This is a genomic window from Phenylobacterium sp. (assembly GCF_020253645.1).
GTDB lineage: Bacteria > Pseudomonadota > Alphaproteobacteria > Caulobacterales > Caulobacteraceae > Phenylobacterium.
In genome coordinates, this window is sequence record NZ_JADCBG010000076.1 from 1 (window position 1) to 21,369 (window position 21,369).

Sequence of the window (21,369 nt, forward strand, 5' to 3'; positions counted from 1 at the left end):
GCAACCCAGCCGCCGGGCTCGCGCCCGCTCCGGGAGGCCGCCGAATGACCTACATCGCCAAGCCCAAGCTGCATCATCCAGCCCTGACCCCCAACGCCCTGGGCTATCTTCGCCGGGACTACGAGGGATCGGTCTCGACCCTCTGCGCCGGATGCGGGCACGACTCCATCTCCGCCGCCATCATCCAGGCGGCCTACGAGCTGGACCTGCCGCCCCACCGGGTGGCCAAGCTGTCCGGCATCGGCTGCTCGTCCAAGACGCCGGACTACTTCCTGGGGAACTCGCACGGCTTCAACACCGTACACGGACGTATGCCGTCGGTGCTGACGGGCGCCAACCTGGCCAATCACGAGCTGATCTACCTGGGCGTCTCCGGCGACGGCGACTCCGCTTCGATCGGCCTTGGCCAGTTCGCCCACGCCATCCGGCGCGGGGTGAACATGACCTACATTGTCGAGAACAACGGCGTGTATGGCCTGACCAAGGGCCAGTTCTCGGCCACCTCGGATCGCGGCTCGAAGTCCAAGCGCGGCGTAGTCAACCACGATGCGGCCATCGACATGGTCAGTCTGGCCCTGCAGCTGGGCGCCACCTTCGTGGCGCGCTCCTTCTCGGGCGACAAGGCCCAGCTGGTGCCCCTGATCAAGGCCGCCCTGCGTCATCCTGGCCCGGCCTTCATCGACACCCTCAGCCCCTGCGTCCAGTTCAACAACCACGCCGGGTCCACCAAGAGCTACGACTATGTCCGCGAGCACAACGAGGCGGTGAACCGCCTGGACGTGATCGCCGAGCGCCAGCCCATCGAGGTCGACTACGAGCCCGGTACGACCATCTCTGTCACCCAGCACGATGGCTCGGTCCTGTCCCTCCACAAGCTGTCGGACCACTACGACCCGACGGACCGGATCGCCGCCATGGCCTACCTGGCCCAGCGTCAGGCGGCGGGCGAGATTGTCACGGGACTGCTCTACGTGGACCCGGAGCCCGGCGACCTGCATGGCGCCCTGGGCACCACCGACCGGCCGCTGAACAGCCTGTCCGACGCTGACCTGGTGCCCGGCCAGGCGGCTCTGGACCAGATCAACGCCGGCCTGCGCTAGGCCAGGCCGGAGGGGAGGGCGTCATGCTGAGGTGGCGGATCGGCGAGGTGACGGTCACCCGCGTCGTCGAGATGGAGATGCCGGTCGTCTATAATCCCCGGCGGGCCTTCCTTGCCGAGGCGACGCCGGAGGCGCTGCGTGAAATCCCCTGGCTGTTTCCGCACTATGTGACACCGGAGGGACACCTGCGCCTGTCCATCCACGCCCTCCTCGTCGAGGCGCCCGGTCTGCGGCTGGTGGTGGACACGTGCATCGGCAACGACCGTCCGCGGAGCCTTGTCGGCGGACAGGCCCTGTCCACGGACTTCCTGAACTCCTTCGAGGCGACCGGCTGGACCCGCGACAGCGTCGACGCCGTCGTCTGCACCCACCTGCACGTGGACCATGTGGGCTGGAACACCATGAAGGAGGGCGACAGCTGGGTTCCGACCTTCCCGAAGGCCCGATACCTGATCGGCCGGCGGGAATACGACCACTGGAGCGCCGAGGGAGATGACGAGCAGCATGCGATCCTGTCGGACTCCATCCGCCCGGTCTTCGAGGCCGGCCTGGTGGACTTCGTCGAGATGGACCACGTGATCTCACCCGAAGTCCGGCTGGTCCCCACCCCCGGCCATACGCCGGGCCATGTCAGCGTCCGGATCGAGTCCGGCGGCGAGACCGGCCTGATCACCGGGGACATGGTCCACCACCCCTGCCAGTTGGCCCACCCTGAGTGGTCGCCACCCTTCGACAGCGACCCGGTCGCCTCCGCCGCCATGCGCCGCGGCGTCTTCGAGGGCGTGGCCGAGCAGCCCGTGCTGGTCATCGGCACCCACTTCGCCGCGCCGACCGCCGGCCATGTGCGCCGGGAGGGGGCCGCCTATCGCTTTGACGGGGTGACTTCCGCATCGCCGGAGGCCTGAGCGTCTGGTCCCCGGGCGCGGGTGGTCCCATATTCGACTCACGAATCGCGCTCAGGATGCGGGAGTTCTCCCATGAGCCAGGCTCTGGCCCACATCGACGGCAGGCCCATCGGGCCCGGTCATCCGCCCTATGTGGTGGCGGAGATGTCGGGCAATCACAATGGCGAGCTGGGGCGCGCCCTTGACCTGATTTCGGCGGCGGCGGAGGCCGGGGCGGACGCGGTCAAGATCCAGACCTACACCGCCGACACCATCACACTTGACCATGACGGCCCCGGATTCCGGCTCGAGGGCGGCCTCTGGGACGGTCGTCGCCTGCATGAGCTCTATGCCGAGGCCCACACCCCCTGGGACTGGCACGGACCGATGTTCGAGCACGCCCGGAAGGCGGAGGTGACCCTGTTCTCCTCGCCCTTCGACTTCACCGCCGTGGACTTTCTGGAGAGCTTCGACGCCCCCGCCTACAAGATCGCGTCTTTCGAGCTGGTGGACCTGCCCCTCATCCGGCGCTGCGCGGCGACGGGCCGGCCCCTGGTCATGTCCACCGGAATGGCCTCGCAGGAGGAGATCGCCGAGGCGGTGGAGGCGGCGCGGGGGGCCGGGGCCAAGGACCTCATCGTCCTGCACTGCACGAGCGCCTACCCGGCGCCCATGTCGAGCATGAACCTGGCCACCCTGCCGGACATGGCCGAGCGCTTCGGGGTGATGACCGGCCTGTCCGACCACACCCTCGGCACGGCGGCCTCCGTCGCTGCGGTCGCCCTCGGGGCCGTCTTCATCGAGAAGCACTTCACGCTCAGCCGCGCCGAGGGCGGAGTGGACTCCGCCTTCTCCCTGGAACCTGCCGAACTGGCCGAGCTCGTCCAGAGCTGCCGAAGCGCCTGGGAGGCCATGGGCCGGGTCGCTTATGGACCCGGTGAGGCGGAGGCGGGGAACGCGGGCATGCGGCGCTCGCTCTACGCCAGCGCCCCGGTCAGGAAGGGGGAGGCCTTCACCGCGTCCAATGTCCGTTCGGTGCGGCCTGGCCTCGGCCTGGCGCCGAAGCATCTCGACACGGTGATTGGACGCCGGGCGACCCGGGACATCCCCTTCGGAGAGCCGATGGACTGGTCGATGGTCGAGGGTGGCGGACCGGCCTGAGCCTGGTCAGGCGTCAGTTTCCCGGCGGGCGAAGGGCAGGGCGAGGATGTCTTCGGTGGTGAAGGCCGGGTTCCCGGGATAGAGGGCCCCGAAGACCTGCGACACGAAATCGAAGTCCGCCGGCAGGTCCACCGTCCAACGAAATTCGCTGAGGTCCGGCGAACCGACAAGCTTCCCAAGGCGCAAGGCCGTCTCTTCCCGGTAAAGCCAGGGCGTCACGTGTTCGCGGTCGTAGGGCGAGATCGCCTCGGCGCCGGCGCGCCGGAGCGCCGTGGCGGTGAAGACCTCCACGTCCAGGCCCCGGGGATAGGTGCGGACCTGTCCGTTCGAGGCGTAGTCAAAGCCGCCTTCCCGACGCAGGGCGACACAGGCGTCTATGACTCCCGGATCCGCGAGCGGGCAGTCTGCCGTCAGCCGTACGATCTCTCCCTCGAGCTGCAGTTGGTCCGCCGCGAGGACGAAGCGGCCCAGCACGTCGTCCAGTGGCCCGCGAACCATCTCCAGGCCCGCCCTCGCCAGGGTCTCCGCCAGGATGTCATCCGAAGGGTCCTGGCTGGTCGCCACGACGATCCGGTCAAGCTCGCGGCAGCGCCGCAGGCGCTCGATCTGTCGCAGGATCATGGGTTGCCCCAGCAGGGGCTTCAGCACCTTCCCCGGCAGTCGGCTGGAACTCATCCGCGCCTGAAGAATCGCCGTGGCCATCGCGGTCCCCCGTATAAGCCCCGGCCATCAATAGACCGGCGGACGTCCGGTGCAAGGGACCCCCCGCGACCCCGTGGGCGACTCGGGTCTAGACTACGACCCTGGGGAAGGGACGGATCCGATGCTGGTGCTCCTTGGCGTGCTTCTGGTGGTGGCCGGCTTCGCCGTGGGCCTGAACCCCCTTCTGGTTGTCCTGGCCTCCGCTCTCGCCACCGGGTTGGCCGCGGGCCTCTCCCCCGTCGAGGTGCTGGCCGCCTTCGGCAAGGCCTTCAACGAGAACCGCTATGTCAGCGCCGCCTGGCTGATCCTCCCGGTGATCGGCGTGCTGGAGCGGTCCGGCCTTCAGGAGGCGGCCCGGGGGCTGATCGGCCGGCTCCGGGGCGTGACCTTCGCCCGGCTGATGCTCGCCTATCTCCTTTTTCGACAGGCCACCGCAGCGCTTGGCCTGACCTCCATCGCCGGCCAGACCCAGACCATACGGCCGATCATCGCCCCCATGGCCGAGGCCGCCCGGGCGGCGGAGACGGACGCCCCCGCCCTCAATCCGCCCGAGGCCCAGAAGGTCCGCGCCTTCGCTGCGGGCACGGACAACATCGGCCTCTTCTTCGGCGAGGACATCTTCCTGGCGATCGGGTCAATCCTCCTGATGGTGGGCTTCCTGGACCAGAACGGGATCACCGTGGAGCCCCTTCACCTGTCGGTCTGGGCTATCCCGACGGCCATCGCCGCCTTCATCGTCCATGGCGCTCGGATCCTCCTCTTCGGCCGCAGGGGACCGCGCCCGTGATCGGCCTCTCCCAGGTCTACGCCCTGGCCGGCCTCGTCTTCGCCGGCTTCGCGGTCATGAGCCTGCGCGACGCCGCCAATCCGCGCCGGCGCCGCAACGCCCTCTTCTGGGGGCTCTTCGCCCTGTCCTTCCTCGCCGGTGATCATCTCGGCGACCTCGGCAACGGCGTGCTCGTCCTGGTCATGGCGCTCGCCGCCGCCTTCGGTCTTGGGCGCAGCGGGACGACGGCCGAGGATGCGGAGGCGCGCGTGGCCTCCGCCCGCACCTATGGCCTGCGGCTCTTCCTGCCGGCTCTGATGATCCCCATCATCGTTCTGGCCGGGAGCCTTGGGGTCAGGCACGGCGGCGCACCCGCCGCCGCCCTGGTCGATCCCGGTCAGGCCACTCTGGTCGCCCTTGGCTTCGCCACCCTCCTTGTCGCCGGCCTGTCTGTGCGCATGTTCCGGCAGCCCGTCCTTTCGCCTCTGACCGAGGGCCTGCGTCTCGCGGATACCGTGGGCTGGATGGCCCTGCTGCCGCAGATGCTGGCGGCCCTGGGCGCAGTCTTCGCCCTGGCCGGAGTTGGAACGGTCGTCGGCGAGACGGTCACCCGTGTCTTTCCCATGGACACCCGCCTGGCGGCTGTGGCGGTCTACTGCCTCGGCATGGCCGGCTTCACCGTGTTGATGGGCAACGCCTTCGCCGCCTTCCCGGTGATGACCGCAGGCGTGGCCCTGCCGGTCCTGGTCAAGGTCTATGGAGGCGACCCCGCCGCCATCTGCGCCATCGGCATGCTGTCGGGCTTCTGCGGCACCCTGCTGACGCCTCTGGCCGCGAATTTCAACCTGGCGCCCGCCGCCCTGCTTGACCTGGACGACCGTTTCGCCGTCATCCGGGCTCAGGCGCCGACCGCGGTGGTCCTGCTGCTCGTGAATACGGTCCTGATGCATGTCCTCGCCTTCCCGACTCACCCCTGAGATCGCCGCCGGCTTCGCCCGGATCGCCCTTGGTCACGTCACCCGGCCGTGGCCCTACAAGCTGGACCAGGTCCTCTCAGGCGAGGATGACCTGGCGACGCCCCGCCGGCTGCACCCCATCTTCTTCGGCAGCTTCGACTGGCATTCCTGCGTGCATGGCTACTGGACGCTGGCGGCTGTGCGCCGCCGCTTCCCTGACCACCCTATCGCCGCCGAGATCGACGTCCGCTTCGCTGAAGCCTTCACGGAAGACGCCGTGGCGGGCGAGCGCGCCTTCCTGCGCCGGCCCACGGCCCGGGGCTTCGAGCGGCCCTATGGCTGGGCCTGGCTTCTCAAGCTGCAGGCCGAACTCCTCGGGCTCGACGGTCCCTGGGCGACGCGCCTCGCCCCCCTGGCCGCCGACTTCGCCGACCGGTTCCGGACCCACCTGCCCCTCGCCGCCTACCCGGTGCGCACGGGGGTGCATTCCTCTACGGCCTTCGCCCTGGCCCTGGCCCTCGACTACGCCGAGGCGGCCGGAGACAGCGAACTTGGCGACCTGCTCCGGGCCAAGGCCCTGTCCTGGTACGCCGGGGACAGGGACTGCCAGGCCTGGGAGCCCTCCGGCGAGGACTTTCTGTCGCCAGCCCTGATGGAGGCCGAGTGTCTGCGTCGGGTTCTTCCTGTCGACGACTTCCGGGCCTGGTTCGTCGGCTTCCTGCCCCGGGCCGCCGAGGGTGCCCCCGCCAGCCTCTTCACCCCCGCCAGCGTCAGCGACCGCAGCGACGGCAAGATCGCCCACCTCGATGGCCTCAACCTGTCCCGGGCCTGGTGCTGGCGGAGCATCGCCTCCGCCCTCGCAACCGGGGATCCCGTCGCGGAGGCCGCCCGCGCCGCCGCCCGGATTCACCTCGAGGCCAGCCTGCCGCATGTGGCGGGCGACTATATGGGCGAGCACTGGCTGGCCAGCTTCGCCCTCCTGGCCCTGACGGCGGGGGAGGGGGCGTGAGCGCGCCTCAGAAAGGATCACCGGCTTCAGCGGCCTTGGCCCTTCGTCAGGGTCGGCTGGTCATCCTTCCCACCGAGACCGTCTACGGTCTGGCGGCGGACGCTGGAAACCCGCGCGCCGTAGCCGCCGTCTACGCCGCCAAGGGCCGGCCGGCCTTCAATCCCCTGATCGCCCACGTCGCAGACATCGACGCGGCCCGGCGCATCGCGGTCTTCGGCCCTGACGCGGAGATCCTCGCGGCCGCCTTCTGGCCAGGCCCCCTGACCCTTGTGTTGCCCGTCCAGCCCGGCGGCGCGGTCTGCGACCTCGCCCGGGCCGGACTGGACACTGTGGCGGTGCGGGCGCCCGCCCATCCGCTGGCCCGCGCCGTGCTATCGGCCTTTGGCGGGCCCGTGGCCGCGCCCTCGGCCAACCGGTCGGGCCGGCCGAGCCCCACCACCTTCGCCGCCGCCTGCGAGGAGACCGGCGAGGCCGCCGAGGTCGCCCTGGACGGCGGCCCCTGCGAGGTCGGGCTGGAGTCCACCGTCGTGGCCTTGCTCGACACGCCGCGCCTGCTGAGGCCTGGGCGGGTCACGCGTGACCAGGTCGAGGCCCTGGTGGGTCCCCTGGCGGAGGCGGAGGCCGACGCCCGACGCTCGCCTGGCCGGCTGACCCGGCACTACGCCCCCGAGGCGCCGGTCCGGCTGGACGCCCGCGACCTCAGGTCGGGGGAGGTCTATCTGGCCTTTGGCCCCGCGCCCGACAACGCTGGCGTGCTCAACCTCAGTCCCTCGGGCGACCTCGTCGAGGCGGCGGCGAACCTCTTCGCCTTCCTGCGTGAGGCGGACGCCCGGCGTCCTGCGGGAATCGCCATCGCCCCCATCCCCCACGAGGGCCTGGGCGAGGCCATCAACGATCGCCTCCGTAGAGCCGCCGGCGCGGTCGGGTGAGCGCCGCGCTCTGGCTTCCCGGACGCCGAGCGCCTACCTTGCTCCCATGACCCCCGTCCCCTCCGACGCCTTCCTGGACCGGCTCAAGGCCCTCGTCGGGCCTGCGGGCTGGGCTGACGACCCGGAGATCCTCGCACCGTGGCTGGTCGAGTGGCGCGATCGCTGGAGCGGCCGCACCCCCCTGATGCTCTCGCCGGCTTCGACGGAGGAGACCGCCGACATCATCCGGCTCTGCGCCGCCGAGGGCGCTCCCCTGGTTATCCAGGGCGGCAATACCGGCCTTGTCGGCGGCCAGATTCCCCAGGGCGAAATCCTGCTCTCCACCCGCCGGATGCGCGCCATACGGGATGTCGATCCGGTCGATGACGTTCTTGTCGCAGAGGCCGGAGTCACCCTGGCCGAGGTCCAGGCCGCCGCCGAGGCGGCAGGGCGCCGCTTCCCCCTCAGTCTCGCCTCGGAAGGCAGCGCCACCCTCGGCGGGGTCATCTCCACCAACGCCGGGGGCGTCGCCGTGCTGAGGTTCGGGACCGCCCGCGACCTTGTCCTCGGCCTTGAGGCGGTGCTGCCCAGCGGAGAGGTCTGGCGGGGCCTCAGGCGCCTGCGCAAGGACAATACCGGCTACGACCTGCGGGGGCTCCTGTCCGGCGCCGAGGGCACCCTCGGCGTGATCACGGCCGCCAGCGTCAAGCTGTTCCCCCGGCCCGCGGGCCGCGCCGTCGCCATGGTGGCGGTCGAGAGCCCGCAGGCGGCCCTGGACCTTCTGTCCCGCGCCCGCCGCGTCGCAGACTCAGGCCTCGAGGCCTTCGAGCTTATGGCTCGCCAGGGTGTCGATTTCGCCCTGCGCAACATCCCCGGCCAGCGGGACCCTCTGACTGGCGCCCCGCCGTGGCGGGTCCTGCTTGAAGTGGCGTCCCCGGATTCCGGCGGGGCCGGGCGTCTGATGGAGGACCTTCTCGCAGAGGCCTGCTCAGACGGCGTAGCGGGGGAGGCGGTCATCGCCGCCAGCGAGGCCCAGGCCGCGGCCTTCTGGTCCCTCCGCGAGAATCAGTCCGCCGCCCAGAAGCCTGAGGGGGCGACCTGGAAGCATGACATCTCGGTGCCGGTGAGCCAGGTCCCGGCCTTCATCCGCCAGGCGGCTGAGGTTATGGCCGCCTTCGCCCCGGGTTGCCGGATCAGCGCCTTCGGCCACGTCGGCGACGGGAATATCCACTTCGACGTCCTGCGGCCGCAGGGCGGCGACGACGCCGCTCACCTCGCCCGGCGCGCCGAGGGCCAGGCCCTGGTCCACGACATCGCCATCGCCCTGGGCGGCTCGGTCTCGGCCGAGCATGGTCTGGGCGTCATGAAGGCCGGCGAGGCCCGGCGCCAGAAGGACCCCGCCGAGATCGCCCTCCTCTCGGCGATCCGCGCCACCCTCGATCCAGGCCGCATCCTCAACCCCCGCGTGCTATTCTGAGAGTCGCACCATGCTGATCCTCCTTTCCCCCGCCAAGGCGATGGACTTCTCGCCGCCCCCGGTCCAGGCGCCCATGACCCGTCCGGTCCTTGAGGCCGAGACCGCCCGCCTCGCGGAGTCCACGCGCCGCCTTTCGGTGGCCCAACTCCGCGGCCTTATGGATCTGTCCGAGAAGCTGGCCGTGTTGAACCGTGAGCGGTTCCAGGCCTTCGACCCGGCGGCTGACGGCGCCCTGCAGGCGGCTTTCGCCTTCAATGGCGATGTCTACGCCGGCCTGAAGGCGCGCGAGCTCGACCCCGACGCCCTTGCCTGGGCGCAGGAACATGTCCGCATCCTCTCCGGCCTCTACGGCGTCCTGAAGCCGCTTGACGGCATCCAGCCCTACCGGCTGGAGATGGGCTCGCCCTTGCAGACCCTCCGGGGCAAGACCCTCTACGCCTTCTGGGGCGACCGCATAGGCAAGGCCCTGGCCGCCGAGCTGGAGGGCAGCGCGGACCCTGTCGTCGTGAACGCCGCCTCCCAGGAATACGCCTCGGCCGTGGATCGAAAAGCTCTGGGCGCCCGGGTCGTGGAGGTGCGCTTCCTGGAGGAAAAGGACGGCCGCTCCAAGATCATCAGTTTCTTCGCCAAGCGGGCGAGAGGCGCTCTGGCGCGTTTCGCCATCGACAACCGGGTCGACCGGGCGGACGATCTCCGGGCCTTCGACCGCGACGGCTACCGCTTCCAGGCCGGTGAGTCCTCGGCCGACCTCTGGGTCTTTTCCCGGCCCCAACCTGCGCCCGCCGGCGCTGACAAGGAGTAGGCCCATGGCCGTCGACTACAAGCTTGAAGGCCATGTGGCGGTCGTCACCGGCTCGACCAGCGGCATCGGCCAGGCCCTTGCCTCAGCCCTGGCCGAGCAGGGGGTCAATGTTGTCCTCAACGGCCTGGGCGATCCGGCGAAGATCGAGGCGGACCGCCAGGCCCTTCAGGCCCGGACCAACGCCGCCGTCCGCTACCATCCCGCCGACATGACCCGGCCCGAGGAGATCAAGGACCTGATCGCCTACGCCGTGCGTGAGTTCGGGCGGCTGGACATCCTGGTCAACAACGCCGGCATCCAGCATGTCGCGCCGGTGGACGAGTTCCCCGAGGACAAGTGGGACGCCCTGATCGCCGTCATCCTGTCCTCGACCTTCCACGCCAGCCGGGCCGCCATCCCCGTGATGAAGGCCCAGGGCAGGGGGCGGATCATCAACATCGCCTCGGCCCACGGCCTCGTGGCCTCGCCCTTCAAGGCTCCCTATGTGGCGGCGAAGTTCGGGGTGGTGGGCTTTACCAAGGGGCTTGCCGTCGAGCTGGCCCGCACGGGCGTCACCGCCAACGCCATCTGCCCGGGCTATGTGAAGACCCCCCTGATCGAGGCCCAGATCGTCGATCAGGCCAAGACCCGCGGCATTCCCGAGGACCGGGTGATGGAGGATGTCATTCTCGCCGCACAGCCTACCAAGAAGTTCGTCGAGTACGAGCACCTGGCCGGCATGCTGCTCTACCTGGCGTCCGACGTCGGAGCCTCCGCCACGGGCGCCGCCCTGTCGGTGGACGGGGGCTGGACAGCAACCTGACGAGGCAAGGTACCTTTTTGAAAAAGGTACCTTGCAATGACAGATACCTTGCGATAGATACCTCTTCATCAGAAGGAGGCGTCTATCTTGCCCGAAGCCGTACAGGTTCAGCTGAAGAGGGGGGTCCTGGAGCTTTGCGTCCTGGCCCTGCTCTCCCGCGCCGACGCCTACGCCTATGACATCGCCGCTCGCCTCGCGGCGGCGATCGACATGGGCGAAGGCACAATCTACCCGCTCATGCGCCGGATGCAGTCCGATGGACTGGTCGACACCTACCTGGTCGAAAGCCCCTCCGGTCCTCCCCGCAAATACTACAGGCTGACCCCTGCGGGTCGGAACAGCCTCGCCGCCCAGAAGGCGGAGTGGGTGTCCTTCTCCGTCGCAGTCGGCGAAATCCTTGGAGATGAAAAATGAGCCGTGAGCTCTTCCTGGGCCGGTTGAGGACCGGTCTCGCCGGCCTGCCGCCGGAAACGATCGACGACTATGTGGCCGACTACGCCGCCCACTTCGATGAAGGCGTCGCCGCCGGTCGCAGTGAGGCCGACGTGATGGCCGGACTGGGCGATCCCGGCCGGCTGGCTCGTGAGCTCAAGGCCGAGGCGGGACTGAAGCGCTGGGAGACGGAGCGGAATCCGTCTTCGGCCGCTACGGCCATCTTCGGGTTGCTAGGCCTCGGTGTGATCGATGTCCTGATCATCCTGCCGATCCTTCTTCCGGTCCTCGGCGTGATCCTCGGGTTCGCCATTACCTCGGTGGTCGGCTTTGGCGCCGGCGCCTTCGTCTTTGTCCTCGGTCCGCTGGCCGGGGCTGTTCGTGACATTGGCGCCGCCATGCTTGCGGGCCTGGGCGTCATGGCCGGCTCCGTGTCGGTCGGCGCGCTGACGGCGCTCGTGACTGTGGGTCTGGTCAACGCCCTAGTCTGGTACGGCCGTCTGCACCTGAAGCTTCTGAAACCCGCCCTTGAAGCTCAGGAGGTCCGCTCGTGATCCGCACACTCGCCCTCATCGCCGCCGCCGGCTTCATCCTCTGCATCGGTTCCCTGGCCGGAGCCCTTGCACTTGCTGGCGGGGCTGCCGGACTGAAGGACAGGGTCAACCAGTTCGCCAAGGAGGCGGATATCCATATCGCCTCGGACGACAACGAGATTTTCCTCGGTGATCCGGGACCGAGCACAACCCGCCAGATGCCCTGGAGTGGCGCCGACACCCTCGAGATCGACGCCTTCGCCGAGGTCAACTACATCCAGGGACCCGCGGGGCGCATCAGCCTCGAAGGTCCTGCGGCCGTACTCGACAAGGTCTCGGTCCGGAACGGCAAGATCGAGTTTGATGGCCACCGCTGGAAAGGCGGCGCCCTCAAGGTCACCGTGGAAGCGCCTGCGGTAAGGCGGTTTGAACTCGACGGCGTTCAGGATCTCAAGATCAGCGGCTACGACCAGGATACCCTTGAGATCGATCTGGGCGGGGCCGGCAGGGTCACGGCAACCGGAAAGACCCGCCGGGTGGTGCTCGATATCTCGGGGACCGGCGCGGCCGACCTCACCGCACTCGAGGTGGAAGAAGCTGAGGTGGACCTGTCTGGAGCCGGCAAGGCGACACTGGGTCCCCGGACCTCGGCGCGGATCGAGGTCTCAGGGATCGGCGAGGTCGAACTGACGCGGCGTCCCGCCCGACTGGAGCAGAACATCTCCGGAGCCGGTCGGGTCAGTCAGCCCGGACTTCCGGGCTAGGCCGGCGTCGCCAACTTGAGGGCGGAAGGGAGCTCCTCGCGAGACCTTCCGCCCTTTTTCTCGTCCTGCGGGGCCTATCCGGCCTCGCCCGATCCGTCCCCAACCCCAGGCTGATCCCGCGCGACTGAGGAGCTGCGACCGGCGAAGTCGGGCCGGACGGGACGAGATCCCTGGGGACTTGGCGACCACGCGCCTGTAGGCCTCCGGCAATCCCCCGATGGTCCGGGAGACGCGGGCCTCCCTCTTCAACAGTCCGGAATTTCCGTCACCTGACTGCTGATCCCGCTTGACGCCTCCCGCCCGCTTGCGGTCCTTCCTTCCCCAGACACAAAGGGAGGTAACCCATGGCCTATCGGCCTTTTGATCTGACAGGAAAGGTGGCCCTGGTCACCGGTGGCAACGGCGGCATCGGTTTCGGCATGGTCGAGGCCCTGGCCCAGGCCGGGGCCGACGTGGTCATCTGGGGCTCCAACGGCAAGAAGAACGCCGCCGCCGCCGAAGCCCTCAAGGACGCTGGCGTCCGGGTGCTGACCCAGGTGGTGGACGTGGCCGACGAGAACGCCGTCCGCGAGGGCATGGCCGAAGCGGTCCGCCAGATGGGCCGGATCGACACCGTGGTGGCCAACGCCGGCATCGGCGGCGGCGCCTCGTCCTTCGCCGAGTTCCCCACCGAGACCTACCGACGGGTGCTGGCGGTGAACCTGGACGGCGTCTTCTTCACATTCCGCGAGGCCTGCAAACACATGGTCGAGCGGGCCGATGGCGGCGACAAGGCCGGAGGCTCGCTCGTGGTGATCTCCTCCCTCTCGGCCTACGACGGCGCCCCCCGCAACGAGGCCTACGCCGCCACCAAGGGGGCGGTGATCTCCATGATCCGCGCCATCGCCGTGGAGCACGCCCGCTATGGCGTGCGCGCCAACGCCGTCCTGCCGGGATGGATCGCCACCGACATGACGGCCGGCGCCCAGGGCAACGACAAGTTCAACGATGCGGTGATCCGGCGTGTGCCCGTGCGGCGCTGGGGCCAGCCTGCGGATTTCGGCGGCATCGCTGTCTATCTGGCCTCGGACGCCTCGGCCTTCCACACCGGAGACAGCTTCCTGATCGACGGCGGCTACGGGATCTTCTGATCCCGTCCCGGATCAGACCCGGTCGAGGGCCTGGAGGACATCGTCCGCCAGGTCCCCGGCGTCCTCCAGCCCGACGCTCATCCTCACCCAGCCCTCGGTGAGGCCGATTTCCAGCCGCTCGGACTCCGACATCGACCGGTGGGTCGTGGTGCTGGGATGGGTGGCCATGGACTTTGCGTCGCCAAGGTTGTTCGAGATGTCGACGATCCCGAGGGCGTCCAGGAAGGTCCAGGCGCGCTCGCGGGTTCCGAGGTCAAAGGCCACGACATTGCCGGGTCCCGTCATCTGGCTGGCGATCAGGTTGGCCTGGGGGTGATCCTTCCGGCCAGGGAAGACCACACGGCGAACCCCCGGATGACTGGCCAGGGATTCTGTGACCTTGCCGGCGTTATCCGACTGACGCCGCACCCGCAGGTCCAGGGTCTCCAGGCCCTTCAGCAGCACCCAGGAGTTGAAGGGTGACAGGGCAGGCCCGGTATGCCGCAGGATGTCGCGGTAGGCCTCGGTCATCAGTTCGGCGCTTCCCAGGATCGCGCCGCCCAGCACCCGGCCCTGGCCGTCGATATGCTTGGTCGCGGAGTAGACGACGATGTCCGCTCCCAGCTCCAGGGGCTTCTGAAAGACCGGGGTTGCGAACACGTTGTCCACCACCAGCCGGGCTCCGGCCTCGCGGGCGAGGGCGGCCACCTCTGGAATGGGCGTCACCTCCAGCAGGGGATTGGCCGGGCTCTCCACAAGGAAGGCCCGGGTGTTCGGCCGCACGGCGGCAGCCCAGGCCGCCGGGTCGGTGGCGTCGACGAAGGTCACCTCCACGCCGAAGCGCGGCATCCACTGCGACAGAATCCAGCGGCAGGACCCGAACAGGGCCCGGCCGGCCACCACATGGTCGCCCGCCCGAACCAGCCCCTGCAGGGCCACATGCACCGCCGACATGCCCGAGGCCGTCGCCCGGCAGACCTCAGCGCCCTCCAGCAGGGCCAGCCGGTCCTCGAACATCTGCGTCGTGGGGTTGCCGAAGCGCTGATAGATGAAGCCCGGGTCCTCGCCGGAGAAGCGCCGGTCCGCCGCCGCCGCGCTGTCGTAGGCGAAGCTCTGGGTCAGGAAGAGGGCCTCGGAGATCTCGCCATGGGCGGAGCGGGCCATGCCGCCGCGCACCATGCGGGTCTGGGGCTTCCAGTCCTTGGGGCTCTTGGTCATGACCGGTCTCCGTTTCAGGAGCCTGCTTCAACAGGGCTGGCCGCTGCAGGTCAAGCCGGGGCTCAGGCGGCCTTGCCAATCCGGCCCCCGGCGGCGAGTGTCGGCCCATGTCCGAGACTGCACCTGCGGGGATTCTGCCCTGCCAGACCCTGGAGGCCCTGATCGCACGCGAGGCGATCACGGCGACGCGGCCCTTCGACGCCGACCAGGTCCAGCCCGCCAGCCTCGATCTGCGCCTCGGCGCCCGCGCCTGGCGGGTGCGCGCCTCCTTCCTGCCGCGCCCGGGGCGCACCGTGGCCGACCGGCTTGGCGATGTGGTCATGCACGAGATCGACCTCATGGCCGGCGCCGTCCTGGAGCGGGGCTGCGTCTACATCGCCGAGCTTCAGGAGGCCCTCGCCCTCCCGCCGGGAATCTCGGCCCGGGCCAACCCGAAGAGTTCCACGGGCCGGCTGGACGTCTTCGTCCGTCTTCTGACCGATCACCAGCCCGCCTTCGATGACGTGGCGGAGGGCTATCGGGGGCCGGCCTTCATCGAGATCGCCCCCCAGACCTTCTCGGTCCTGGTTCGATCCGGAAGCCGGCTCAACCAGCTGCGCCTCAAGCGCGGCGCGCCGCCTCGGCTGGCGACGGTGAGTGTCGGGGTCGATCTGGAGAGCGACGAGGTCGCCGGCTTCCGGGCCCGCCGCCATGCAGGCGTAGTCGACATGGACCGCGTCGCGGGACATGACCCCCGCGACTTCTGGGAGCCGCTCCTCCCACGCCGAGGGGAACTGCTGCTCGACCCTGGCGAGTTTTACATCCTGGCCTCTCGCGAGGCGGTGGAGATTCCGGTCCTCCAGGCGGCGGAGATGACCCCCATCGACCCTTCCGTCGGGGAGTTCCGGGTCCACTACGCCGGCTTCTTCGATCCCGGGTTCGGCGCCGCCGAGGCGGGTGCGACCGGGTCACGGGGCGTGCTCGAGGTGCGCAGTCACGAGACCCCCTTCCTTCTGGAGCATGGCCAGACGGTGGCCCGCCTGGTCTACGAACCCCTGACAGAGCGCCCGTCACGACTCTACGGCGAGGGCGGAGGGCACTATCAGAGGCAGGGGCTGCAGCTTTCCAAGCACTTCCGTCCCTGGGGCTGACCGGAGATCAGAGCCGGTCGCGGACCGGCAGCTTCATGGTCGAGAAACGGTCGTCCAGGTGCTCGATCTCCAGGAATCCTGACGCGGCGCCGAAGGGCTTGTAGATGGAGAAGGTCTTCGCGATCCCAAGGGTGGCGGCGCTCTCCAAGGGCGAGATGAAGCTGCAGTCCCGGTCCAGCCAGTGCGGCTGGGCCATCCACAAGGACAGCTGGTCGCGGGTGAGTGCGTAGAACCCCGAGTGCGGGTTACGGGCCCGCTGGAAGACGCCGGACCGTCCGAAGGGGGAGCCGTAGAGGGCCTCCTCGTCAGTGACATAGGCCTTCATCCGACTGGCCACGGCCGGGGCCAGGTCGCCGTCGATATAGGTCTTGGGCGCATGCCCGGCAGGGTTCAGCTCGATGCGGTTCGGAGCCAGCACCCGGCCCGGCCCAAAAGTCCTGTTGAACCAGACGAGCTTGTCCACGAAGGCCGGGTCGTTGATCTTCAGGTCGTCCTCACTGAAGACGAAGAGGTCGTAGAGGTTGCGCCAGCTGGCGAAGAGTCCCTGGGCGGTGAAGCCCAGCATCCGGGGATCCTCCAGGTTATGCTTCGCCACCTTGACGCCCATGGCGGTGCAGAACTCCGGCGTCATCAGATGCTTTTCGCCGGTGGTGGTGACGACGATGTCCACCAGGTCCTCGGAGCGGGGGCCCATGTGGAAGGACCGGGAGCCGACATCGAGCATGGCGCTGGGGCCATAGTGCGCCCGCCAGCTGCGGATGGCGCTCTCGATGGCCGCCTTGCGGTCGGCCTCCCGGCTGCCATCCGTCGAGGCGTGCCGGGGTTTCGCCTCGGCCGCGAAGTAGTGAGCAAAAATGACCAGGATGCGCATGGGGTCCGCCGTCTGATGTCCCCCGCTTCCTACAGGCCGACGCGCCCCGGGGAAAGCCGCGGCCTTGAGCCCCGCCCTCCCGGGCTGTAAGGATGGAAGGCGCGCGGGCGTAGTTCAGAGGTAGAACGCAAGCTTCCCAAGCTTGATGTCAGGGGTTCGATTCCCCTCGCCCGCTCCAGCCCTCCCCCACCGCTCGGAGCCAAGGCTGGCGTGCCGATGGAACTGGTCCTCGCCGGCGTATCCGTCTTCCTCGCCTTCCTGGATGCGACCATCACCCATTTCGGACTTAAAGGCGGGCGGGTCGAGGAATCGAACCCCGCCGTCCTCTGGGTCTACCAGCGGCTTCCACCGGCGCTGTTCATGGTCCTATTCGCCCTGACCCACGGAGTGATCTCCCTGGTCGGCTTCCACTTCTTCGGCCCTCCCGCCCAGTGGGGCTTGGCCGCGGCAGGCCTTGCCCCAGTGATCTGGAACGTCTGCCTTCTGCTCAGGACCCGGAGCGGGAGATGACCACCCCCCGGGAGTGGGTTCACCCTCTAGGGGTTCGACCCTGAGGAATCGGGACAAGCCGGGCTTGTAGCGCAATCGAACGGCAACCTTGATGAGGTACGGTCCCCTTCGAACAGGCAAGGGGTCGCGCCAGGATGGAGAGTGGGCTGGAGGGCAAGCGTGTCCTGATCGTGGAGGACGAGTCCGCCATCGCTGAGATCATTGATGTCTTTCTCGGGCGCGAGAGTGCGCTCCGTCTCGTCGCCCGGGACGGGGATGACGCACTCTCCGCGGCGGCCTACTGGCGCCCCCACCTGATCGTGCTCGACCTGAAGCTCCCAAAGCGTGACGGCTATTCGGTCCTTGCAGAGCTGCGCGCGCGCGGAGGGCCGCCAGTGATCATCCTCAGCGCCCTGGGAGAGGATGTCGACAAACTTACGGGTTTCCGGCTGGGGTGTGACGACTACCTGGTCAAGCCCTTCAACCCGCTGGAGCTGATCGCGCGCGCCAAGGCGGTGTTGAGACGCAAGACCCTGCTGGAGCCGTCCAGGATCCTCACCCTTGGCGACCTGCAGGTCGATCTTGACCGCCACGTCGCCGTGGTAGGCGCAACGCCGCTGGAACTGACGCCTACGGAGTTTCGCATCCTGAAGGTTCTGGCCGAACGCGCCGGCCGCCTCGTGTCGCGAGGACAACTGGTGGACTCCGCCATGGATGGCGAGGCCTTCGACAAGTCCGTGAATCCCCACATCAGCCGGCTTCGCCAGAAGCTTGAGGCGCTGGGGAACCTGCGCCTGGTCAGCGTCCGGAGCGAAGGCTACAGGCTCGAGGCGTTTCAATGAAGACCCTGTCGCTGAAGTTCCAGATCGCCTCCGTCACAATCCTGAGCGCCATCGTCGGCGCGGTTGCGGCCCAGGTCCTCCCTGGTGCGGTCTTCTCCTTGAGGGATTTCCTGTTCGAAGCGAGCCTCTCGCCGCAGGACAGGCTGGCGCTGGATCAACTTGAGCACGTTGCAGGCCGGTGCTCCGCGGCCTTCATGGACTTCCGAGACTCTCTGGGCTTCCACACCTGGCGGCTGAGCTACGACCTTGTGGTCCTGCTTGTGGTGCTCGGGGCCGCCGTCGTCATGGGACTGGTCGCCTGGGGTCTCGCCGGTCGCCTCACACGCCCTCTCGAGATCCTGGCTGAGGCGGTGCGACGGGTCGCGAATGGCGATCGCAGGCCGCCCCAGCTCTCATCGGCCGCCACGTCGGAGGTCGCCGCCCTCAACGAGGACTTTCTGGCGATGACCGCCGCCCTGCGTTCGGCTGACGATGACCTGCGACTTCGGAGCGCGGCGCTCGCTCACGACATCCGTACGCCCCTCACCATCCTGCGAGGCCGCCTGGCGGGCCTCAAGGAAGGCCTCTTCACGGCGGACGACGCCTTCTGTGACGGGCTGGTCGAACAGATCGGCTGGATCGATCTTCTGGTCTCGGATGTGAACGCGCTCGCCGATGCGCGCCAGGCCGGGGCGGGCAAGCGGGAGAGGGTCGACCTTGGCGCGCTGGCGAAGGACAGCGTGGATTCCTTGCGTCCGGAACTGGAAGCCGGCGGCGTTTCGTTGACCCTCGACTCAGGAGAGGGCGTCTATGTCGAGGCGGACCCGGGGCGTCTGCGCCGCGCCCTGCTGAACATCCTTCGGAACCTGATCCGCTACGCCCCTGAAGCGCCCGCGACCATCGAGGTGTTTGCAGACGGAGCCGATGCCGTCCTCAGGTGCACCGATCATGGCCCGGGCTGGCCGCCGGGCGACCCTCGAGCGCTTGCTGAACCCTTCACCCGGGGCGAGGGGTCACGGTCCAGGCAAACGGGAGGGTCAGGTCTGGGCCTCTCTATCGTCCAGGCGACGGTTGCGGCCTATGGCGGCGTCTTGAGCCTCAGGCGAGGCGCCGAAGGCGGAGCCATCGTCGAGATCCGGTTGCCTCTCCTGCGCTGACGCAATCATTACGCAATCGTCGCGCAACCCGCTCGAACCCGTTCGCGCGCATCTGGTCTTCATCCCTCCCGTCAACTGCGACGGAGCCGGGGGAAGTTTCCAGATCAAGGTTCGGACAGGTCATGATGACAACAGCGGTTTCCGGTTTCGCAGGGCGAGTTCCGTTCGCCGGGCTGTTTGCTGGCGCTCGCTCATGAGGTTGCGCGCGGGCATCCCCCTGGCTGTCGCGGCGATGGCTCTTGTCTCGGCGACTCCAATTCTGGCTCTGGCGTCCGAGCCGATGCAGGTGAAGAGCTACGCCCGGGAGTTCTTTGCGGACTTCGCCCCGAGTACGGCGCTCGACATGGTCGGAAGGGTCCCGGGCTTCACCCTCAATGAGGGAGAGACCCGGCGCGGTTTCGGCGATACGGGCGGAAATGTCCTGATCAACGGCGCGCGCCCGGGCTCAAAGGCGGGCGGGCCGCGCGAGGCGCTGTCGCGGATCCCGGCCTCGGCCGTCGTGAGGATTGATCTTGTCACCAACCCCACCACCAGCGAGGCGTCCGGACAGAACGTCATCGTGGACCTGATCCTGCAGGAAACTGCGGTTTCAGGCTCCTGGACCCTGTCCCTCACTCGCACTCGGGACGAGGTGTTGCGTCCGAAGGTGGACGCGAGCCTCTCCGGACCGATCGCCGGATGGCGCACGTCCGGGAGCGTTCAGTTTCGCCCCTGGAGCGATCCCTCAGATGGAACGCGCAGGCGGACCGGGCCGGCCGGTGAACTGCAGCTCTTCGAACGGATGACTGGTGATGTGAACGGCGTGCAGGTCACGCTTTCCGGAGATGCGCGACGAGAAGCGCTCGGCGGCGAATTCGCAGTGAATGGCCGGTTGGACGGGTATGACGTCGACGTGAGTTTCGCCCGCAGGGGCTTCATTGCACGCCTTCCGGCGGGGTCGGTCGATCAGTTTCAGGGAATCTCCTTCGACGACCGGAGCCTTAACGCCGAGCTTGGCGGAGAGTGGACCAGGAGGTTCTCGAACGCGGCGACCTTCAAGGCGCTGAGTCTTTTCAGTTGGAGGCAGGACGACTCCGACAGTGGAAGTCGGATCGAGAGGCCTCTTGGAACTCGGACTTCCGAAACTCTCTCAGTCTCTCGGCGGAACATGGTCGAGTGGGTCGGTCGCGCAACGGTGTCAGCGGGCGAAGGTCGCCTGCGCCCCGAGTTCGGGGGTGAGGCGGCCTTCAACAGGTTGGACTCGAAGCTGTCCCTGACGACCCGTGACTCCGCAGGGACGTTGACCCCGATATCCCTTCCGGCCGCCAATGTCGTCGTGGACGAATACCGCACGGAGGCGTTCCTCAGCCTTGCTTACGATATCTCTCCACGCTGGACGCTGGATGCCAAGGCGGCCTCGGAGTGGTCGGAAATCTCTGTCAGCGGCGACGCCCGCAATCGTCAGCGGCTTCAGTTTCTCAAGCCCGAGGTGTCCCTCTCGTGGCGCCCGGCGCCCGATCTCAGCGTCGTCGCCGGTGTTCGCCGGAGTGTCGGTCAGTTGGACTTCGACTCCTTTGCGGCTTCCGCCGAGGTCGGGGCCGACCGCACCCAGGGGGGTAACGCTCAACTCCGGCCGCAAATCGAGACGCGCGCGAGCCTGGACCTGGATATGCGCAGACAGGGAGGATTGGCGCTGAACGCCGGCGTATTCCACGAGTGGCGTGAAGATGTTCTGGAGCCGATCATACTGCCCGGCGGCGACTTCGGCGTTGGGAATGCAAAGAGCGCCCGGGTCTGGGGCGCCAGGATCGGAGCCTCCGCCTCCCTGTCTTGGCTCGCCCGGGGGATGCGTCTGGACGCGAACGGCGAATGGCGGGAGTCTGTCTTCGACGATCCGCTGACAGGTCGCTCACGAAGGCTGACGGACTTTACGCCGTGGACCTATTCCGTCGAACTCCGCCAGGATCTGCCGGAACGTAAGCTGTCCTGGAGTGCGAAGGTATCCGGTGAGGACAAGCGGGTCAGCTACTACGTCCCCGAATTCAGCGCCTTCGGCATGAGTCCTGAGGTGCGCCTGACTGTGGAAAGCACCTACTGGCGGGATCTCAAGGTGAGTTTGACCGTTCTGAACCCCCTTGGACGCCAATTCACGACCGATAGAACCTTTTTCTCGCCCACCCGAGCCTCAGCCGTCACCGGACGCGAGGCCCGGCGCGGGGAGGAGGGACCAGACGTATCTCTGACCGTGAAGCGTTCCTTCTGACCTCGCTGAGTCGCCTCCGGGCCGCACGCGCGCAAG

Annotated in this window: 22 protein-coding genes and 1 tRNA gene; 20 read left to right on the forward strand and 3 right to left on the reverse strand. The window is 68.4% G+C overall.

The window, feature by feature from the left end; all coding sequences use genetic code 11:
- Positions 1-44: 44 nt before the first annotated feature.
- From INE98_RS05435 to pseI, 3 genes are all read left to right on the forward strand, one after another.
- Positions 45-1,100 carry a 2-oxoacid:ferredoxin oxidoreductase subunit beta gene (locus INE98_RS05435; RefSeq protein WP_293537212.1) on the forward strand — a complete coding sequence of 352 codons (1,056 nt, stop codon included), beginning with the start codon at positions 45-47 and terminating at the stop codon, positions 1,098-1,100.
- Between the two features lie 23 nt (positions 1,101-1,123).
- Positions 1,124-2,005 carry an MBL fold metallo-hydrolase gene (locus INE98_RS05440; protein ID WP_293537213.1) on the forward strand — a complete coding sequence of 294 codons (882 nt, stop codon included), beginning with the start codon at positions 1,124-1,126 and terminating at the stop codon, positions 2,003-2,005.
- Between the two features lie 72 nt (positions 2,006-2,077).
- On the forward strand, positions 2,078-3,145 hold the full coding sequence (gene pseI, locus INE98_RS05445; RefSeq protein ID WP_293537214.1) for a pseudaminic acid synthase: 1,068 nt from the start codon (positions 2,078-2,080) through the stop codon (positions 3,143-3,145).
- A gap of 6 nt (positions 3,146-3,151) precedes the next feature.
- On the opposite strand, the gene INE98_RS05450 is transcribed toward pseI, so the two are convergent.
- Entirely contained in the window at positions 3,152-3,847 is a 696-nt protein-coding gene (locus tag INE98_RS05450) for a glycosyltransferase family protein (RefSeq protein ID WP_293537215.1), read from the reverse strand.
- A 121-nt stretch (positions 3,848-3,968) separates the two neighbouring features.
- On the opposite strand from INE98_RS05450, the gene INE98_RS05455 reads away from it, so the two are divergent.
- From INE98_RS05455 to INE98_RS05505, 11 genes are all read left to right on the forward strand, one after another.
- Positions 3,969-4,634: a DUF969 domain-containing protein gene (locus tag INE98_RS05455; RefSeq protein WP_293537216.1), complete on the forward strand. Its 666-nt coding sequence runs from the start codon at positions 3,969-3,971 to the stop codon at positions 4,632-4,634.
- A complete protein-coding gene (locus tag INE98_RS05460; RefSeq protein WP_293537218.1) occupies positions 4,631-5,590 on the forward strand; it encodes a DUF979 domain-containing protein in 960 nt (319 codons plus the stop codon). The genes INE98_RS05455 and INE98_RS05460 overlap by 4 nt, the downstream gene beginning before the upstream one ends.
- Positions 5,562-6,578 carry a DUF2891 domain-containing protein gene (locus INE98_RS05465; RefSeq protein ID WP_293537220.1) on the forward strand — a complete coding sequence of 339 codons (1,017 nt, stop codon included), beginning with the start codon at positions 5,562-5,564 and terminating at the stop codon, positions 6,576-6,578. Before INE98_RS05460 ends, INE98_RS05465 begins: the two co-directional genes overlap by 29 nt.
- Positions 6,575-7,507 carry an L-threonylcarbamoyladenylate synthase gene (locus tag INE98_RS05470; protein ID WP_293537222.1) on the forward strand — a complete coding sequence of 311 codons (933 nt, stop codon included), beginning with the start codon at positions 6,575-6,577 and terminating at the stop codon, positions 7,505-7,507. Before INE98_RS05465 ends, INE98_RS05470 begins: the two co-directional genes overlap by 4 nt.
- 46 nt (positions 7,508-7,553) lie before the next feature.
- Positions 7,554-8,963, forward strand: coding sequence for an FAD-binding oxidoreductase (locus INE98_RS05475; protein ID WP_293537224.1), 1,410 nt, complete (start codon positions 7,554-7,556; stop codon positions 8,961-8,963).
- Positions 8,964-8,973: 10 nt separating this feature from the next.
- Positions 8,974-9,765 (forward strand): peroxide stress protein YaaA, encoded by a 792-nt coding sequence (yaaA, locus tag INE98_RS05480; RefSeq protein WP_293537226.1) that lies wholly within the window; start codon positions 8,974-8,976, stop codon positions 9,763-9,765.
- Between the two features lie 4 nt (positions 9,766-9,769).
- On the forward strand, positions 9,770-10,567 hold the full coding sequence (locus INE98_RS05485) for a 3-hydroxybutyrate dehydrogenase (RefSeq protein ID WP_293537228.1): 798 nt from the start codon (positions 9,770-9,772) through the stop codon (positions 10,565-10,567).
- A gap of 87 nt (positions 10,568-10,654) precedes the next feature.
- A complete protein-coding gene (locus tag INE98_RS05490; protein WP_293537229.1) occupies positions 10,655-10,981 on the forward strand; it encodes a PadR family transcriptional regulator in 327 nt (108 codons plus the stop codon).
- Positions 10,978-11,553, forward strand: coding sequence for a DUF1700 domain-containing protein (locus tag INE98_RS05495; RefSeq protein WP_293537230.1), 576 nt, complete (start codon positions 10,978-10,980; stop codon positions 11,551-11,553). Before INE98_RS05490 ends, INE98_RS05495 begins: the two co-directional genes overlap by 4 nt.
- On the forward strand, positions 11,550-12,296 hold the full coding sequence (locus INE98_RS05500; protein ID WP_293537231.1) for a DUF2807 domain-containing protein: 747 nt from the start codon (positions 11,550-11,552) through the stop codon (positions 12,294-12,296). The genes INE98_RS05495 and INE98_RS05500 overlap by 4 nt, the downstream gene beginning before the upstream one ends.
- Before the next feature lie 344 nt (positions 12,297-12,640).
- Complete coding sequence (locus tag INE98_RS05505; RefSeq protein ID WP_293537232.1) at positions 12,641-13,426, forward strand: SDR family oxidoreductase; 786 nt, start codon at positions 12,641-12,643, stop codon at positions 13,424-13,426.
- Positions 13,427-13,438: 12 nt separating this feature from the next.
- On the opposite strand, the gene metZ is transcribed toward INE98_RS05505, so the two are convergent.
- A complete protein-coding gene (gene metZ / locus INE98_RS05510) occupies positions 13,439-14,623 on the reverse strand; it encodes an O-succinylhomoserine sulfhydrylase (RefSeq protein ID WP_293537233.1) in 1,185 nt (394 codons plus the stop codon).
- Positions 14,624-14,730: 107 nt separating this feature from the next.
- On the opposite strand from metZ, the gene INE98_RS05515 reads away from it, so the two are divergent.
- Positions 14,731-15,753, forward strand: coding sequence for a 2'-deoxycytidine 5'-triphosphate deaminase (locus INE98_RS05515; protein ID WP_293537234.1), 1,023 nt, complete (start codon positions 14,731-14,733; stop codon positions 15,751-15,753).
- 7 nt (positions 15,754-15,760) lie between these two features.
- On the opposite strand, the gene INE98_RS05520 is transcribed toward INE98_RS05515, so the two are convergent.
- Complete coding sequence (locus tag INE98_RS05520) at positions 15,761-16,624, reverse strand: hypothetical protein (protein ID WP_293537235.1); 864 nt, start codon at positions 16,622-16,624, stop codon at positions 15,761-15,763.
- 103 nt (positions 16,625-16,727) lie between these two features.
- On the opposite strand from INE98_RS05520, the gene INE98_RS05525 reads away from it, so the two are divergent.
- The 5 genes from INE98_RS05525 (at position 16,728) to INE98_RS05545 (ending at position 21,333) form a co-directional block, all read left to right on the forward strand.
- A tRNA-Gly gene (locus INE98_RS05525) sits at positions 16,728-16,802 on the forward strand.
- Positions 16,803-16,840: 38 nt separating this feature from the next.
- Positions 16,841-17,134, forward strand: a complete 294-nt coding sequence (locus INE98_RS05530; protein ID WP_293537255.1) for a DUF5658 family protein — start codon at positions 16,841-16,843, stop codon at positions 17,132-17,134.
- 134 nt (positions 17,135-17,268) lie between these two features.
- On the forward strand, positions 17,269-17,955 hold the full coding sequence (locus INE98_RS05535; protein ID WP_293537236.1) for a response regulator transcription factor: 687 nt from the start codon (positions 17,269-17,271) through the stop codon (positions 17,953-17,955).
- The gene (locus INE98_RS05540; RefSeq protein ID WP_293537238.1) at positions 17,952-19,091 is read left to right on the forward strand and encodes a HAMP domain-containing sensor histidine kinase; all 1,140 of its coding nucleotides are present in this window, start codon (positions 17,952-17,954) and stop codon (positions 19,089-19,091) included. The genes INE98_RS05535 and INE98_RS05540 overlap by 4 nt, the downstream gene beginning before the upstream one ends.
- Before the next feature lie 193 nt (positions 19,092-19,284).
- Positions 19,285-21,333 (forward strand): TonB-dependent receptor, encoded by a 2,049-nt coding sequence (locus INE98_RS05545; protein WP_293537240.1) that lies wholly within the window; start codon positions 19,285-19,287, stop codon positions 21,331-21,333.
- Positions 21,334-21,369 lie beyond the last annotated feature (36 nt).

Bases quoted from the DNA above. Each gene is read 5' to 3' on its own strand.
- INE98_RS05455 (WP_293537216.1), top strand. From the start codon at position 3,969: ATGCTGGTGCTCCTTGGCGTGCTTCTGGTGGTGGCCGGCTTCGCCGTG.
- INE98_RS05435 (WP_293537212.1), top strand. From the start codon at position 45: ATGACCTACATCGCCAAGCCCAAGCTGCATCATCCAGCCCTGACCCCC.
- INE98_RS05475 (WP_293537224.1), top strand. From the start codon at position 7,554: ATGACCCCCGTCCCCTCCGACGCCTTCCTGGACCGGCTCAAGGCCCTC.
- pseI (WP_293537214.1), top strand. From the start codon at position 2,078: ATGAGCCAGGCTCTGGCCCACATCGACGGCAGGCCCATCGGGCCCGGT.
- INE98_RS05485 (WP_293537228.1), top strand. From the start codon at position 9,770: ATGGCCGTCGACTACAAGCTTGAAGGCCATGTGGCGGTCGTCACCGGC.
- INE98_RS05465 (WP_293537220.1), top strand. From the start codon at position 5,562: ATGTCCTCGCCTTCCCGACTCACCCCTGAGATCGCCGCCGGCTTCGCC.
- INE98_RS05545 (WP_293537240.1), top strand. From the start codon at position 19,285: ATGAGGTTGCGCGCGGGCATCCCCCTGGCTGTCGCGGCGATGGCTCTT.
- INE98_RS05515 (WP_293537234.1), top strand. From the start codon at position 14,731: ATGTCCGAGACTGCACCTGCGGGGATTCTGCCCTGCCAGACCCTGGAG.
- INE98_RS05540 (WP_293537238.1), top strand. From the start codon at position 17,952: ATGAAGACCCTGTCGCTGAAGTTCCAGATCGCCTCCGTCACAATCCTG.
- INE98_RS05495 (WP_293537230.1), top strand. From the start codon at position 10,978: ATGAGCCGTGAGCTCTTCCTGGGCCGGTTGAGGACCGGTCTCGCCGGC.
- INE98_RS05520 (WP_293537235.1), bottom strand. From the start codon at position 16,624: ATGCGCATCCTGGTCATTTTTGCTCACTACTTCGCGGCCGAGGCGAAA.
- INE98_RS05450 (WP_293537215.1), bottom strand. From the start codon at position 3,847: ATGGCCACGGCGATTCTTCAGGCGCGGATGAGTTCCAGCCGACTGCCG.
- INE98_RS05535 (WP_293537236.1), top strand. From the start codon at position 17,269: ATGGAGAGTGGGCTGGAGGGCAAGCGTGTCCTGATCGTGGAGGACGAG.
- metZ (WP_293537233.1), bottom strand. From the start codon at position 14,623: ATGACCAAGAGCCCCAAGGACTGGAAGCCCCAGACCCGCATGGTGCGC.
- INE98_RS05440 (WP_293537213.1), top strand. From the start codon at position 1,124: ATGCTGAGGTGGCGGATCGGCGAGGTGACGGTCACCCGCGTCGTCGAG.
- INE98_RS05530 (WP_293537255.1), top strand. From the start codon at position 16,841: ATGGAACTGGTCCTCGCCGGCGTATCCGTCTTCCTCGCCTTCCTGGAT.
- INE98_RS05505 (WP_293537232.1), top strand. From the start codon at position 12,641: ATGGCCTATCGGCCTTTTGATCTGACAGGAAAGGTGGCCCTGGTCACC.
- yaaA (WP_293537226.1), top strand. From the start codon at position 8,974: ATGCTGATCCTCCTTTCCCCCGCCAAGGCGATGGACTTCTCGCCGCCC.